The following is a 14,690-nucleotide window of genomic DNA, read 5'->3' on the forward strand; positions in this document are numbered from 1 at the left end:
TCAGCGCTGGGATTTTAAGCTTCGGGGCAGAGCCAGCACAGCACGGAATCCCGGACCTGTCTCGACAGCGATGAGCCCATTGCGGGTTCTGGACGGGTGATGAGGAAAAGCGTCACCCCGATATTGGTGGAGAGAATATGCGCTGCCGCCTCCTGGGGGTCCATGCCGGGGCGCAGCAGCCCCTCCTCCTGCGCCTGGGTGGTGCGCTGCAGCAAAAGCCGCTCCACCTCCTGCGCCGCGGAAGGCTGCGCCCCCGGATGCACTCGGCCGTACATCAGGATGTAGAGCGACGGGTTGTCCAGGCCGAATTCGACGTGATTGTCCCAGCCTTTTCGCAATGCCCCGATCGGATCGGCGATCCGGGTGCGCCCCGATTTGTTGTTGATGTAGCTGTCGAAGGCGTAGCTCACCACAGCGTCCATGAGGCCCTGTTTGCTGCCGAAGTAATAGTAGAGCGTGGGCAACTGCACACCGGCGCGCTGACAGATCGCCCGGAGCGGCACTTCCTCATGAGGTGCTGCGCTCACTAGCTCCGCGGCAGCCTCGAGAAGCCGCTGCCGCGTTTGCCCTTTGCCAGCTACTTTCACCTTAGTTATAGTAACCAGTGTATCAATGATACATAAACCATAATGGGGCTCATTAAGGAGGAAAAGTGAGCGAGAAAAAATTAGCCGGGAAAACAGCAGTGGTCGCTGCTGGGGCTAAGAATCTCGGGGGGCTCATCAGTCGGGACCTGGCGAAGCTGGGCGCCAATGTCGTGATCCACTATCACTCCGGTGGCACTGAAGCCGAGGCCAAGGAAACTCTGGCTGCGGTCGAAGCCGAAGGCGTCAAGGGATTGCTGGTTTCCGGAGATCTCACCAAAGTCAGTGAAGTAGAACGTCTGTTCCAGGAAGCCAAAACGGCTTTCGGGGGTGTTGATGTAGCGGTCAACACCGTGGGGAAAGTTCTGCGCAAACCGATTGTGGAAACCACAGAAGAAGAATACGACTCGATGTTCGACATCAACTCGAAGTCGGCGTATTTCTTCATCCGTGAAGCAGGGAAGAACCTCAATGATGGCGGCCGAATCATCACCATCGTAACCTCCCTGCTCGCTGCCTTCACCGATGGCTACTCCACCTATGCCGGCGGTAAGGCTCCCGTAGAGCACTTCACCCGGGCTGCCGCGAAAGAGTTCGCAGAACGCGGTATCTCAGTGAACAACATCGGCCCCGGGCCGATGGATACACCGTTCTTCTACGGACAGGAGACTCCGGAGCGCACTGCCTTCCATCAATCGCAGGCGATGGGGAATCAGCTGACCAAGATCGAGGAAATCTCGCCCGTGGTCACGTTCCTCGCAACCGACGGCGGCTGGATCACAGGGCAGACGCTCTTCGCCAACGGCGGGTACACCACTCGCTGAGCAGTCTCCAGCTACTGCACCACCCCGGTGGCGGAGCCAACAGCTCGGCTTACCGAACCTCAGAGAAAACCTCACAAAGGAGATGCTATGAGCGTTGAATTACCCGAAGCTCTGCAGCAAGCGGTAGACGCCATCAATGCGGCGGATACCGAGAAATTCGTCTCGGCCTTCGCGCAGAACGGAAAAGTCAATGACTGGGGCCGCGTGCTCAACGGTCACGACGGAGTGCGCAGCTGGGCTGGAAGCGACGCCATCGGCGCCAAAGCGCAGATGTCCGTGACCTCAGCCAGCACCGAAGGCGATGTCACCGAAATCGAATTCGACTGGCGCAGCAATGTCTTCAACGGCAAGTCATCGGCTTTTGTGACGATCCAGGAGGGGAAGATCACCGAGTTCCGGATCCCGCCCGCCTAAACTCTCACGCTGAGTGGTCAGTTCTGGTGGGTCCGGGGGACTCTAACCCACCAGAACTGACCACTCAGCGTGTTAGCGCGAGACCTCTTCCCGGGCCGCGATGAAGGCCTGGACGCAGCGCTCCACGTCTTCTTCCGAATGGGCGGCGGAGAGCTGAACCCGGATCCTGGCCTGATCGCGGGGAACCACGGGGAAACTGAACGCGGTGACGTAGACCCCATGCGCCAGCATCGATTCAGCTATGCGCCCGGCCAACACAGCATCCCCGAACATCACGGGGATGATGGCGTGCTCTCCGTCGAGGAGCTCGAAGCCCTCCTCAGCCATCCGGCTTCGGAAAAGAGCGGCGTTCGCGAAAAGCCGCTCGCGCAGTGAGGCGCTGCCTTCGACGAGATCCAGCGCAGTGAGCGTCGCCGCGACGATCGACGGCGCCAGCGAATTGGAGAACAGATAAGGGCGCGCTCGCTGCCGCAGCATGGTTACGATCTCAGCGCGCCCGGAGACATAGCCGCCGGAAGCCCCGCCGAGCGCTTTGCCGAACGTGCCGGTGTAGATATCCACCCGATCCGATACCTCGGCGTGCTCCGGAGTGCCCGCGCCGGTCTCCCCCATGAACCCGACGGCATGGGAGTCATCCACCATGACGAGCGCGCCGTAGCGGTCCGCCAGGTCGCAGATCTCTCGCAACGGAGCCAGATACCCGTCCATGGAGAAGACGCCGTCGGTCACCACGATGATCCGGCGCGCACCCGCTCCATCGTTGTGCTCCTGGCTGGCTTGCTTGAGCTTGGCCTCCAGGTCCGCCATATCCCGGTTCGCATACCGGTATCGAGCGGCCTTGGAGAGCCTGATGCCGTCGATGATCGAGGCGTGGTTGAGCGCATCCGAGATGATCGCGTCCTCTGGGCCGAAAAGCGACTCGAAGACGCCGCCGTTCGCATCGAAGCAGGAGGAGAACAGGATGGTTCCCTCGGTGCCCAGGAACTCGGAGACCCGGCGCTCCAGCTCCAGATGCCCGTCCTGAGTGCCACAGATGAAGCGCACACTGGCCATACCGAATCCGCGCTCCTGAAGAGCGTTCTGCGCGGAGCCGATGATCTTCGGATGGTCCGCCAGGCCCAGATAGTTATTGGCGCAGAAATTCAGTACTTCCTGCGCAGGCCCCGTTGCCTGCCCCTGCGCATCCAGGGCGGCCGCTGAGATCTGCGCGCCCTGGGGTGAAGAAATCTCTCGTTCGGCCTTGAACAAACCGGAGTCGCGCAGCTCGGTAAGCTCCGCCGCCAGCTCCTCTTTGATCGTATACATCTGTTCTCCTCAGGAACGTCGGAAATCCTAAAAAGGAAATCTTAGAAATCAGTCCAGTCCAGGACCACTTTGCCACCCTGCCCGGCGCGGGCGATATCGAAGGCGGTCTGCCATTGCGCAGCGGGCAGCACATCGGTGATGATCGAGGCGATGCTTTTGCGCAGTTCAGGGTTCGCATCGAGCATGGCGCTCATCGCGTACCAGGTCTCATACATCTCGCGCCCATAGATGCCTTTGAGCGTCAGCATATGCGTCACAACCTTCGCCCAGTCGATCTCGATACTCGCGGCGGGCAGGCCCAGCATCGCGATCCGGCCACCGTGGTTCATGTTCTCGATCATCTCCGGCAGGGCGGTGGGGTGGCCGGACATCTCAAGCCCGATGTCGAAGCCTTCGCGCATGCCCAGTTGCCGCTGCGCTTCGTTCACTCGCATCCGGGAGACATCTATCGCGATGTCCACCCCGAGGGATCTGGCCAGCTCCAGGCGCGGGGCGGAGACATCGGTGATAACTATTTTGCGAGCTCCGGCGTGCCGGGCCACGGCAATGGCCATCAGCCCGATGGGCCCGGCTCCTGTGATCAGCACGTCTTCGCCGAGCACGGGGAAAGCCAGCGCGGTGTGCGCGGCGTTGCCGAACGGGTCGAAAACGGCTCCGAGCTCCGGGGTGATGGCGTCATCACGATGCACCCAAACATTGGTCTCCGGAATCACCACGTATTCGGCAAAAGCGCCGTTCCGCTGCCCCCCCACGCTGGAGGTGCGGATGCACATCTGGCGGCGGCCCGCCCGGCAATTGCGACAGGTTCCGCAGACGATATGACCTTCGCCGGAGACCCGGTCTCCGACGGCGACATCGCGAACTCCGGAGCCTACCTCGACGACTTCGCCGTAGAACTCGTGCCCCGGGATGAGCGGGGTCTGAATGCTCGCCGCTGCCCAGGCATCCCAGCTCTCGATATGCAGATCCGTGCCGCAGATACCCGTCGCCATGACCCTGATCTTGACGTCGTACTCCCCCGGCTCCGGTTCAGGGCACTCGACGAACTCGAACCCGGACTGCGGAGCCGACTTGAAAAGAGCCCTCATCGCTGCTGTGCCTTCATGCTCCCCATTAGATGCTCCTGAACACATTAGAACAACCTCATCTGACTGAAGAAACATTTTAGAATTCACTACATGGATGTTCATCAGCTGAAACTGCTGCGCGAACTCGGCGAACTCGGCAGCGTGACCGCGGTGGCGGAGACCCTGTACGTCACCCCGTCCGCGGTCTCGCAGCAGTTGGCGCAGCTGCAGCGCCAGGTCGACGTCCCGCTGACCCGGAAACAGGGCCGATCGCTTGTACTCACCGAGGCCGGCCGAGCACTGGCAGAAGCTTCGCTTGAGGTGATGCAGGCTATGGCCCGGGCCCGGGCGGCGGTAGAAGGCCATCTGGATGCACCTTCCGGAACGGTGACTGTCAGCCCTTTTCACAGTGCCGGCCAAGCCTTATTCGGTGTGCTACTGCAAAAACTCCAGCAGCACCCCGGACTAGAGTTGCGCCTGGCCGACGAAGACGTCGCCGAATCGGACTTCCCCGCCCTCACCGGGCGTTATGACCTGGTGCTGGCGCACCGGATGTCGCATAGCGAAGACTGGGCATCGTCGAATATCTCCGTGACGGCTCTTGCGGAAGAACCCTTCGATATCGTGCTGCCGACTGAGCACCCACTGGCTTCCCGCACCTCGCTGCGCCCGCAGGATGTCGCCGGTGAAGCGTGGGTCACCTCCCGCGCGGGGTTCTCCCCCGATGATGTGCTTTCCGCCATCGCGGTGCTGGCGGACCAACCGGTCCGGGTGGCCCACCGAGTCAACGACTATGCTGCTGTAGCCGCGATCGTCGCCCATGGCGGCGGCGTCCTCGGCCTGCTGCCCAGGCTCCTGGGCACCGCGAATCTTCCCTCGGGACTGGTTCTGAGACCGCTCGAGGGGATTCATACCCGGCGCCGGATCGACCTGCTCAGCCGGCCGGAGAACCTGGCGCGCCGTTCGGTGCAGCTCGTAGCACAGGCCCTGCAGGATGTGCTTTCAGAACTTCAAGAAAACCTCCCAATTGTCTCGGAACTGCCCGGAAAGCCTTGAGTCTGCAGTTGCGGATCACGCAGGGTTAGTGACAACCGGAATCAACGATGAATCCGGTACACTGCGACATTCCCATGGAGGAACCCATGAAATTCAGCACTTTCTTTGCCGGTGCAGCGATAGCTGCCATGGCGCTCGGCGGGGCTACCCTTCCCGCGAACGCCCAGAGCGATGCGCCGAGCCCGGAGATCGTCGGCGGCAGTAACGCGGACTTCTCGCAAGTCCCGTTCACCGCTAAGCTCCTGTCAAATGGCAGTTTCACCTGCACTTCTTCGGTGATCTCAGCGGCCTGGGTACTGACCGCGAGGCATTGCCTGGGTGGAAACATCAGCGTCCAGGTCGGCAGCGCCAGCCTCAATGGCGGCAGCCGTATCGCAGCCAAGCGCACGGTGGCCTGGAGCCAGGGAGATCTGGCCCTAGTGGAGCTCGCCCAGCCCTACAACACCAGGTACCCCACCCTGGACTCCGGCGTACCCTCCACGGGCAGCACCGGCAATATCTACGGCTGGGGCCGGGAAACCCCTAACGGACCGCCGGCATCCCAGCTCAAAACTGCCACGGTACGGGTCACGGGCACCAGCACTGATGCTTACGGCGGAGTCGCGATCGCGCACCGCGGCGTCAACGGCCAGGCCTGGAAGGGCGATTCCGGCGGCCCGCTAATCGTCAACGGCAAGCTCACCGGCGTAGCCTCCACGAGTGCCAGCGGCGGAAGCAACCCGAACGCAGCGTCCTACTACACCTCGGTGGCCTATGGCGCTTTCTGGATCCAGCAGGTCACCGGGATCCGCGCGAACTAGCCCCACCAAAAATGAGGGTCTCCGTGACTTTTGATGCCCTACGTAGGGCATCAAAAGTCACGGAAGGCCTCAAAAATGGGGAGGGGAGGGTCAGCCTTCGACGCCCACGGTCTGCAGGATCAGCTCCCGCACCCGGCCGGCGTCGGCCTGGCCGCGGGTCGCCTTCATCACCGCGCCGACGATGGCACCGGCCGCCTGCACCTTACCGCCGCGGATCTTCTCCGCGACATCGGGCTGTGCGGCCAGGGCTTCATCGATAGCAGCCTGCAGTGCGCTGTCATCCGAAACGACTTCCAGTCCGCGTGCGGAGACCACCTCGGCCGGGCTGCCCTCCCCCGCCAGCACGCCATCGAGAACTTCCCGGGCGAGCTTGTCATTGATCGTGCCGGCATCGATGAGCTGCTGCAGCTCGACGACGGTCTGCGGGCTGATACCGAGCTCTGCAGGCTCCACTTCGGCGACCTTGGCGCGGCGGGCGATCTCGCCCATCCACCACTTACGGGCCACCGCGGCGGTGGCTCCGGCAGCGATGGTGGCTTCGATCTCATCGAGCAGCCCCGCATTGACAACATCCCGGAATTCGAAATCGGAGTACCCCCAGTCGGCGTGCAGCCGCTTGCGGCGGACCGAAGGAGCCTCCGGCATCTGCGCGCGCAGAGCCTCCACCCACTCCGACGTGGTCACAATGGGCACGAGGTCCGGTTCCGGGAAATAGCGGTAATCCTCGGCATCGGATTTGGGCCGCCCCGAGGTGGTGCTGCGGGTGTCCTCGTGCCAGTGCCGGGTTTCCTGGACGACTTTCTGCCCGGCATCGAGGATCCCGGCGTGCCTGCTGATCTCGAAGCGCACGGCGTGCTCAACCGCACGCAGTGAATTGACGTTCTTGGTCTCCGAGCGCGTGCCGAATTCCGTGGAACCCTTCGGCATGAGCGAGACGTTGGCGTCGCAGCGGACGTTGCCGCGTTCCATCCGGGCATCCGAGACACCGAGGCCCTTGACGATCTCCCGGATCGCCGCAACATAGGCCTTGGCCAGTTCCGGAGCCCTGGATCCCGCGCCCACGATGGGCTTCGTCACGATCTCCACGAGGGGCACACCGGCGCGGTTGTAATCCACCAGCGAGTAGTCCGCGCCCTGGATGCGGCCGCTCGTCCCGGCGTGGGTCAGCTTCCCGGCGTCTTCTTCCATATGCGCGCGCTCGATCTCCACCCGGAAGACCTCGCCGTCGGAGAGCTCGATGTCCAAGTGGCCCTCGAAGGCGATCGGCTCATCGTACTGCGAGGTCTGGAAGTTCTTCGGGGCGTCCGGGTAGAAGTAGTTCTTCCTGGCGAAGCGGCAGAACGGGGCGATCTGGCAGCCGAGCGCCAGGCCGATTTTGATGGAGCTCTCCACCGCGGCTTTATTGACTACGGGAAGGACTCCGGGCAGGCCCAGGTCTACTTCATTGACCATCGTGTTCGGCTCGCCGCCGAAGATATTCGGCGCGGAGGAGAACATCTTGCTCGCGGTGTTCAGCTCCACGTGGACTTCGAAGCCGAGCACCGGTTCGTACTTCTCCATCGCCTCATCGAAGGGCACCAGGGGTGTCTGCATTGTTGCCTCGCTCATCTCAGTTCTCCCCTTCAGCCTGCTCCGGCAGCCTTGATAGCAGCGGCGCACCCCATTGCCCCTCGTGCAGCGCCTCGAGGGCGGCTCCGATCCGGTAGAGCCGGACGTCCTGACGCGCCGGGGCGAGGAGCTGCAGTCCCGAAGGCATATCGTCTTCCTCCGCTAATCCGTTGGGCAGGGACATACCCGGGATCCCGGCCAGGTTCGCCGGGATGGTGGCGATGTCGTTGAGGTACATGGCGAGCGGATCATCGAGCTTCTCGCCCAGGGCGAAGGCCGTGGTCGGTGCGGTCGGCGAGACCAGGATGTCCACCTGTTCGAAGGCCGCATCGAAATCACGCTGGATCAGTGTGCGCACTTTCTGCGCCGAGCCGTAGTAAGCGTCGTAGTAGCCGGCGGAGAGCGCGTAGGTGCCCAGGATGATACGGCGCTTGACTTCTTCGCCGAAGCCGGCGGCGCGAGTAGCGCCCATGACCCGCTCGATGGTCTCCGGGCCGCCCTCGGGTAGCGTCCGCAGGCCGAAGCGCACACCGTCGAACTTGGCCAAATTGCTCGATGCCTCGGAGGGCATGATCAGGTAGTAAGCGCCTAAGGCGTAGCTGAAGCTCGGGCAGGAGACTTCGATGATCTCAGCTCCGGCTTGCCGCATCAGTTCGAGGGATTCTTCGAACCGGGCCCGGACCCCGGCTTGATAGCCTTCACCGCTGAGCTCTTTGATGACGCCGATGCGCACCCCGCTCAGATCGCCCTTGGCGCCATCACGTGCGGCGTCCACCAGACCCGTGGGCTCGTCGGTGAGCGAGGTGGAGTCCCGGGGGTCATGGCCCCCGATCAGCTCGTGCAGCAGAGCGGAGTCGAGCACCGTCCGGGTCACCGGGCCGATTTGATCCAATGAGGAAGCCATCGCGATGGCACCGTAGCGGGAGACTCCGCCGTAAGTTGGCTTCACTCCCACGGTTCCGGTCACTGCACCGGGCTGGCGGATGGAGCCGCCGGTATCCGTGCCGAGGGCCAAGGGGGCTTCGAACGCGGCCACTGCAGCCGCGGAACCGCCACCGGAGCCGCCGGGAATCCGGTCGGTGTTCCAGGGGTTGCGCGTCGGGCCGTATGCAGAGTGCTCTGTGGAGGAGCCCATCGCGAACTCATCCAGATTAGTCTTGCCGAGGATCGGCATCCCGGCGGCCCGCAGTCTGGTCACCACGGTGGCATCGTAGGGACTCATCCAGCCTTCCAGGATCTTCGACCCGGCAGTGGTGGGCTGGCCTACCGTGACAATGATGTCCTTGACCGCGATGGGCACTCCCGCGAGTTCGGCAAGCTCTTCCCCCGCGGCACGGCGCTCGTCGACGCTCTGCGCTGCAGTAAGCGCTTCTTCGGCATTGACGTGCAGGAAAGCGTTGAGCTGACCGTCGACCGCGGCGATGCGATCCAGGTGAGCCCGGGTAAGTTCGGCGCTGGAGAAATCGGAGTCGGCCAGGCCACGGGCCATCTGCGCCGCGGAGAGTCTGGTGATGTCATTCACAGGAGCTTCAGTCCTTCAGGATTGCAAAGACGGATGGGGGCGGTTGGTGTTGATGCGGCAACTGATACGGTTCCGCACGCAGAGACGAGCGATTGACGGGCTTCAGCCCTCGTCGAGGATGGCGGGCACCTTGAACCGACCGTCTTCAGCATCCGGTGCGCCGGAGAGCGCCTGCTCCTGGTTCAGCGTGTGACCTACCACGTCCTGGCGCAGAACGTTGCGCAATGGCAGCGGGTGGGAGGTCGCCGGGACATCGTCACCGGCGGCTTCGCTGACTGATTTCACCGCATCCACGATGACCGCGAGTTCCCCCGCCATCCGGGTCAGCTCTTCATCGTTCATCTCGATATGCGCTAGCCGCGCCAGATGCGCGACTTCCTCGCGGGTGATCTCCGCCATCGAACTCCCTTAGTGATAACACAGTGACAACTGACCCCAGTCTATAAGGCTCTGCAGCCGCGTGCAGACATCGTTCAGAGCGCCAGGCGGTAGACCCGCAGCCGTCGCTCATCGGGGACTTCGTAGTGCTCTGAGTCCGCGGCTGCGGCGTCGTCTTCCCCCGGAACCAGCCAGTCGCGTTCCACTTGCCGTTGGAATCCCAGTGAGCGGTAGAGCGCATGCGCCACCAGCCAGGTCTCCCCCGTCGTGAGACTGACCGCGTGCAGCCCAGGACGGCCTCGGGCGTCATCGATGATGGCCCGCATCATCGCCCTGCCGATCCCAGCCCCCTGCCGCTGCGGATCGACCACCAGCATCCGGACTTCCAGTTCACCCGGCTGGGCGATCTCAGCATACGGCTCGCCGTGCTGGGCCAGGGTCACGGCGCCTACTAGCACGGGCCCGCTGTCCAGCAGCTGCTCCGCCACCCAGATCTCCGCCTGCTGCGCGCGCTCGGCGACTTCCTGGATCTTGCGGACATAAGGATGGTCGGCAGAGTCGAAGTGCCCGGCTTGCAGATAGGATTCCCGGGTGATCCGGGCGACCTCTGGATAGTCTTGGGGCCGCGCCCGGCGGAAAACCAGCTGAGGTGAAGAAGTCATCGGCCTCAGCGTGCCAGAGCCGGGTCGCTGAAGCAACTGAGGCGACATTCCACCCACGGCGAAGAACCCGGAGCGTTGAGCCCGCGGCGGCCAGCGCTCGGATATTCTGGCAGATCGAAGCCGGGATCACCCCAGCCGCCAGCACCAAGACCGGAAAGGACGCCGTGGCCAGATATCAGATGCGCACGCATTACGAAGTGCTCGGCATTGAGATCACGGCTGGAGATCAGCAGATCAAAGCCGCCTATCGGCGTGCGGCGAGATACGCCCATCCGGATCAGGGCGGCGACGCCGAGGAGTTCCGCCGGGTCGCCGAGGCCTACCAGACCCTGATCGACCCGGCGCGACGCGCAGCCTATGACCGTTCGTATGCCTCAGGAAACGGCAGCAGTGGCGAGCGGGAGCCGTTCGTCGGCACGCAGCGGCCGAGGTCGAGTGCTGGCAGCGACCATCAGCCGGCCAGGGCCGACGGTGATGCCTCCGCCGGGCAGGCCGCGGGCCTTCCGGTTTTCGTCCCACCCTTCGGCTCCGGGGATGCTCAGGTGCTCTCCCTCGATCTGGCCAGCCGGCAGATCCACGGCGCGCCCAGGAAACGCCGCCGCGAGATCTTCGGAGTCCAGGCCAGGCTGGTCCGCGAGGCCCGCATCATCGAGCTCATCCAGCGCCAGATCCTGCACCGTTACCCCTCAGCTAGGCTGATCAACGGTCTGACCGCCCCCGTGGGCAACACCGATATCGACCACGTGGTGCTCATGGGGTACCGGATGGCCGTTATTGGATCGATGATGCTGCCGGAAGGCGCGTACCGCTGGAACGGCAGCGTGCTAAACCACGGCGGCCGGAGCATCGAGCCGCCCCGGATCCTGCCCGCGGTCAACGCGTTAAGCCGGCTGTTCCCGGAATGCACCGTCTCCGGCTGGGTGATCGCGATTAGCCCCGGCGGCAATCCTTATGAACCGGTGCTCGATTACACCTCCGGTCACCATCCGGACGGGGCGGGATTGTCTCTGGTGGGGGCAGCCCGGCTGGGCCGTGAGCTGGGCTCCTTCCTGACCACCGGAAGCAGCCCGCAGACCGTGGACCTCCCTCTGCTATCCCGGTTACTCGCAGCCATGGCCTGATCCGGTCCGGAAACCGGTGCAGCACAGCGGTACCCAGCGCAACGGTACCCAGCACAGCGGTACACTGGGCCGGTGTTCCGTGTTCTGTTCTACACTCCCGAGATTCCCGGTAATACCGGCAATGCCATCCGGCTCGCCGCGGTCACCGGCACCGAGCTGCACCTCATCGAGCCGCTCGGCTTCGATTTCGAAGACTCGAAGCTCCGCCGTGCCGGTCTGGATTACCACGATCTGGCGGTTCTGCACGTCCACCCGGATCTAGAGAGCGCCCTGGCCGCACTGGCGCCCGAGCGGATCTTCGCTTTCACCGCGGAAGGCGAGCAGGCGCACACAGAGATCGCCTACCAGCCCGGTGATGTGCTCCTTTTCGGGCCGGAGTCCGTGGGGTTGCCCGCTGAGGTCAAGGCCGATCCCCGGGTCACAGCGCGGCTGCGCATCCCGATGCTGCCGGGGCGCCGTTCCCTCAACCTCGCCAACTCGGCGTCGATCGCCCTTTACGAGGCATGGCGTCAGCATGATTTCCGCACCCCGGAGTAACCGTAAGACGAGGATCTAGTATGAATAACGGCATATCCTCAGCAGATGCCTCGGCTCAGCAGTAGGCTGAGGCCATGTCACGCGATCCTGGCCTGGCCTTCACCGATGGCTCCCAGCAGTTCCACGCCTGGTCGCAGGCGCTATGGGATCCCGCAGCCGGAACCCTTGTCGAGGCAGCCGAGCTGCGGGATGGGCAGGTGGTTCTGGATGCTTGTTGCGGGGCGGGGGCGGCAACGCTTCCAGCAGCCCGGGCAGTAGGCCCGGCGGGCACGGTGGACGGCGTCGACCTTTCCTCAGGACTCCTGGCACTCGCCGGCAAAAGGCTGGCGGAAGCTCAGCTGCTCAACACCACTCTGACCGAGGCGGATGTCACCGCGTGGCGGGGTCACCGCAGCTACGACGCGGTGCTGTGCTCGTATTCGCTGTTCTTTTTCGAGCCGATGGATCGCGGCGCGGGGCACCTCATCTCGCTCTTGCGCCCGGGTGGCAGATTCGTGGTGAATACCTGGGCTCGGGATGCGCTCTCTCCCTTGGCTGAGACCATTCTTGCCGCGGCGGTCGCCGAACGCCCGAGGCTCGCCGGTGTCGTACCGGCACCGAACTATAATATGTCCCTGATCGACCAACCGGAGGCCTTCTCTCGCTGGCTCGGCGAGCGCGGACTGCAGAACATCCAGGTCACTGCGCTCAGGAACCGTCTGACTGTCGATCCGGAGATGGCCTGGACACTGGTCCTCGGCAGCGGCTGGCGCACACTGCTGCCCAGGGATCCCGAGGCAATGGTGCGTGTTCGGCGCACTTTCCTGGACCGGCTGCGGGAGCACGGCGAATTGACCGAGCTCAACTCGGATACGCTTCTGGCCACCGGGCAGCGGCCTTGAGCCCCCGGCCCTCGGTTTCCGGAAGGAGGGATCCACTCAGCCCTGCTGGCGGCGCTTGAGCTCCTCGACGGCTTGCGGCAGAACCTGGAAGAGGTCCCCGACGATGCCGAAATCGGCGATCTCGAAAACCGGCGCGTCCGGATCCTGATTGACCGCCACGATCACCTTGGCCGTCTGCATCCCGGCTTTCTGCTGGATGGCTCCAGAGATCCCCGCGGAGACGTACAGCTGGGGCGAGATCGTGCTGCCGGTCTGGCCGACTTGCGCCGAATGATCGATCCAGCCTGAGTCCGTGGCCACCCGGGAAGCTCCCACGGCCCCGCCGAGGGCATCAGCGAGTGCCTCGATCGGGCGGAAGTCCCCGTCGACGCCGCGCCCACCGGCGACGACGATGCGCGCGGAGCCCAGGGCCAGGCGCCCGGTGACGGCCTGCTCGCGGCGCTTCACGATGCGCGCGCCCCGAGCCGCCGCCGAGAATTCGGTTTCGAACGGCTCGGCTTGTGCGCTGAGCGGCGCTTCGAGCGGGTGTGCCTCCACGCTATTCGGCTTCATCGAGATGACCACCGGTGTATTCACTGCCGCGGCGCGGACGGCATAAGTGCCGGCGAGAACCGACTTCTCCGCGGCGAGGCCGGCATCGACGGCCACAGCATCGCTGATCACTGCGGCGTCCAAGAGCACCGCGGAGCGCCCTGCGATGTCCTTACCCTCCGGGGTGTTCTCCAGGAGCACTCCCACGGCACCGACGGCCCGGGCAGCAGCAGCGACGAGTTCCGCTTTAGGCGTCACCGAATACTCGGCCAGCTCCGCCTGTTCAGAGACGAGCACGCGGCTGACGCCGTACTCGCCAAGTTCCGCGAGCAGCTGCGGATCCGGTGACCCGGCGACCAGGGCCACCGGGTCACCGGCGATCCGGGCAGCGGTGAGCATCTCCCGGAGCGGAGGCGTCAGGCCGGTTCCGGGATGATCGACAAAGACGAGGACGGCGTTCATGAAATCACCTGTATTCACGGCTGGGAGACGAAAGACTAGAGGATCTTCTGTTCGGTGAGGAAGTCGACGAGTTTGACCCCGGCATCGCCGTTATCGGTGATCACCACTCCGGCTGAGCGCGGTGGTTTCGCAGCGGCTTGCTGCACCACCGCTTTGGCTCCGGCGAAGCCCACTTGGTCCGGGGAGAGCCCCAGCTCGGCCAGGGTCATCGTCTGCACGGGGCGCTTCCGCGCCGCCATGATGGTCTTGAAGTTGGGGTAGCGAGGGTCATTGGCCTGATCTGTCACCGAAACCACTGCGGGAAGCGTGACCTCGATATCTTCGACGATGCTCCCGAACTGCCGGGTGCCGGTGATCGTCGCCTCGCCGGCTTCCAGCGAAGACGCGAAGGTCAGCTGCGGTAGTCCGAGCCGGGCTGCGAGCTGAGCCGGGACCAGGGAGGTCTCCCCATCCGTCGAGGACATCCCGCAGAGCACCAGGTCGACGCCCCCGAGCTGCCTGATCACCGCGGCCAGGGCCAGTGATGTGCCCGCAACATCTGAGCCGGCCAGCGCGGCATCGCTGAGATGAACGCCTTCGAAAGCTCCGATCTGCAGCGCTTTCTTGAGCGCAGTGGCTGCGTCTTCCGGGCCCATGGTGATAGCGATGACCCGATTGCCGGCTTTCTGGCCGCCGCGTTCTTCGACGATCTGTAAGGCCGCCTCCAAGGCGTACTCATCGAGTTCGGAAAGAATGCTCTCACTCCGGTCCAGAACTCCCTGGTCTCCGGTCAGATGCCGGTCGAACTGGGCATCGGGGACGTATTTGACCAGAACCGCTATAGTCAACGGCAATGTTGAAGCTGCCACGCTGTGGGATCCTTCCGAGACGGCGATAGCTCTCTTGCGAGCTTAGTTCATTCGGGCGGCAAGAGCACCCGCCACTGCCCAAGGCACCGG

Annotated in this window: 16 protein-coding genes; 7 read left to right on the forward strand and 9 right to left on the reverse strand. The window is 64.0% G+C overall.

Translation table 11 applies throughout. The features are described from left to right. Window positions 1–14: 14 nt before the first annotated feature. Window positions 15–587: a TetR/AcrR family transcriptional regulator gene (locus tag C501_RS12560; RefSeq protein WP_018134511.1), complete on the reverse strand. Its 573-nt coding sequence runs from the start codon at window positions 585–587 to the stop codon at window positions 15–17. Window positions 588–652: 65 nt separating this feature from the next. Between C501_RS12560 and C501_RS0104865 the strand changes: the two genes are divergently transcribed. Together C501_RS0104865 and C501_RS0104870 are read left to right on the forward strand one after the other, a co-directional pair. Further along, window positions 653–1,408 carry an SDR family oxidoreductase gene (locus C501_RS0104865; RefSeq protein WP_018134512.1) on the forward strand — a complete coding sequence of 252 codons (756 nt, stop codon included), beginning with the start codon at window positions 653–655 and terminating at the stop codon, window positions 1,406–1,408. Between the two features lie 87 nt (window positions 1,409–1,495). Then, window positions 1,496–1,822 carry a nuclear transport factor 2 family protein gene (locus C501_RS0104870; protein WP_018134513.1) on the forward strand — a complete coding sequence of 109 codons (327 nt, stop codon included), beginning with the start codon at window positions 1,496–1,498 and terminating at the stop codon, window positions 1,820–1,822. Between the two features lie 72 nt (window positions 1,823–1,894). Here the strand turns inward: C501_RS0104870 and C501_RS0104875 are convergent, their stop codons facing one another. Together C501_RS0104875 and tdh are read right to left on the reverse strand one after the other, a co-directional pair. Further along, the gene (locus C501_RS0104875) at window positions 1,895–3,127 is read right to left on the reverse strand and encodes a glycine C-acetyltransferase (protein ID WP_018134514.1); all 1,233 of its coding nucleotides are present in this window, start codon (window positions 3,125–3,127) and stop codon (window positions 1,895–1,897) included. 41 nt (window positions 3,128–3,168) lie between these two features. Further along, window positions 3,169–4,215, reverse strand: coding sequence for an L-threonine 3-dehydrogenase (gene tdh, locus C501_RS0104880; protein WP_018134515.1), 1,047 nt, complete (start codon window positions 4,213–4,215; stop codon window positions 3,169–3,171). Window positions 4,216–4,305: 90 nt separating this feature from the next. On the opposite strand from tdh, the gene C501_RS12565 reads away from it, so the two are divergent. Continuing rightward, complete coding sequence (locus tag C501_RS12565; RefSeq protein ID WP_018134516.1) at window positions 4,306–5,250, forward strand: LysR family transcriptional regulator; 945 nt, start codon at window positions 4,306–4,308, stop codon at window positions 5,248–5,250. An 86-nt stretch (window positions 5,251–5,336) separates the two neighbouring features. Further along, entirely contained in the window at window positions 5,337–6,050 is a 714-nt protein-coding gene (locus C501_RS0104890; protein WP_026174621.1) for a S1 family peptidase, read from the forward strand. A gap of 90 nt (window positions 6,051–6,140) precedes the next feature. On the opposite strand, the gene gatB is transcribed toward C501_RS0104890, so the two are convergent. From gatB to C501_RS0104910, 4 genes are all read right to left on the reverse strand, one after another. Continuing rightward, the gene (gene gatB, locus C501_RS0104895; RefSeq protein WP_018134518.1) at window positions 6,141–7,643 is read right to left on the reverse strand and encodes an Asp-tRNA(Asn)/Glu-tRNA(Gln) amidotransferase subunit GatB; all 1,503 of its coding nucleotides are present in this window, start codon (window positions 7,641–7,643) and stop codon (window positions 6,141–6,143) included. A 16-nt stretch (window positions 7,644–7,659) separates the two neighbouring features. Then, window positions 7,660–9,147, reverse strand: coding sequence for an Asp-tRNA(Asn)/Glu-tRNA(Gln) amidotransferase subunit GatA (gatA, locus tag C501_RS0104900; protein WP_051064476.1), 1,488 nt, complete (start codon window positions 9,145–9,147; stop codon window positions 7,660–7,662). 135 nt (window positions 9,148–9,282) lie between these two features. Beyond that, window positions 9,283–9,579: an Asp-tRNA(Asn)/Glu-tRNA(Gln) amidotransferase subunit GatC gene (gatC, locus tag C501_RS0104905; RefSeq protein ID WP_018134520.1), complete on the reverse strand. Its 297-nt coding sequence runs from the start codon at window positions 9,577–9,579 to the stop codon at window positions 9,283–9,285. Window positions 9,580–9,653: 74 nt separating this feature from the next. Beyond that, the gene (locus tag C501_RS0104910) at window positions 9,654–10,220 is read right to left on the reverse strand and encodes a GNAT family N-acetyltransferase (protein ID WP_018134521.1); all 567 of its coding nucleotides are present in this window, start codon (window positions 10,218–10,220) and stop codon (window positions 9,654–9,656) included. Between C501_RS0104910 and C501_RS0104915 the strand changes: the two genes are divergently transcribed. The 3 genes from C501_RS0104915 (at window position 10,208) to C501_RS0104925 (ending at window position 12,759) form a co-directional block, all read left to right on the forward strand. Beyond that, complete coding sequence (locus C501_RS0104915) at window positions 10,208–11,341, forward strand: J domain-containing protein (protein WP_018134522.1); 1,134 nt, start codon at window positions 10,208–10,210, stop codon at window positions 11,339–11,341. The two genes, C501_RS0104910 and C501_RS0104915, sit on opposite strands and share 13 nt — an antisense overlap. A gap of 72 nt (window positions 11,342–11,413) precedes the next feature. Then, a complete protein-coding gene (locus C501_RS0104920; protein WP_018134523.1) occupies window positions 11,414–11,878 on the forward strand; it encodes a tRNA (cytidine(34)-2'-O)-methyltransferase in 465 nt (154 codons plus the stop codon). Window positions 11,879–11,952: 74 nt separating this feature from the next. Further along, window positions 11,953–12,759 (forward strand): class I SAM-dependent methyltransferase, encoded by an 807-nt coding sequence (locus C501_RS0104925; RefSeq protein WP_018134524.1) that lies wholly within the window; start codon window positions 11,953–11,955, stop codon window positions 12,757–12,759. 36 nt (window positions 12,760–12,795) lie between these two features. Here C501_RS0104925 and C501_RS0104930 read toward each other — a convergent pair whose 3' ends face one another. Together C501_RS0104930 and C501_RS0104935 are read right to left on the reverse strand one after the other, a co-directional pair. After that, window positions 12,796–13,752: an electron transfer flavoprotein subunit alpha/FixB family protein gene (locus tag C501_RS0104930; RefSeq protein WP_026174624.1), complete on the reverse strand. Its 957-nt coding sequence runs from the start codon at window positions 13,750–13,752 to the stop codon at window positions 12,796–12,798. A gap of 35 nt (window positions 13,753–13,787) precedes the next feature. Beyond that, entirely contained in the window at window positions 13,788–14,579 is a 792-nt protein-coding gene (locus C501_RS0104935; protein ID WP_018134526.1) for an electron transfer flavoprotein subunit beta/FixA family protein, read from the reverse strand. Window positions 14,580–14,690: the final 111 nt, after the last annotated feature.

Source organism: Acaricomes phytoseiuli DSM 14247 (assembly GCF_000376245.1).
Classification (GTDB): domain Bacteria; phylum Actinomycetota; class Actinomycetes; order Actinomycetales; family Micrococcaceae; genus Renibacterium; species Renibacterium phytoseiuli.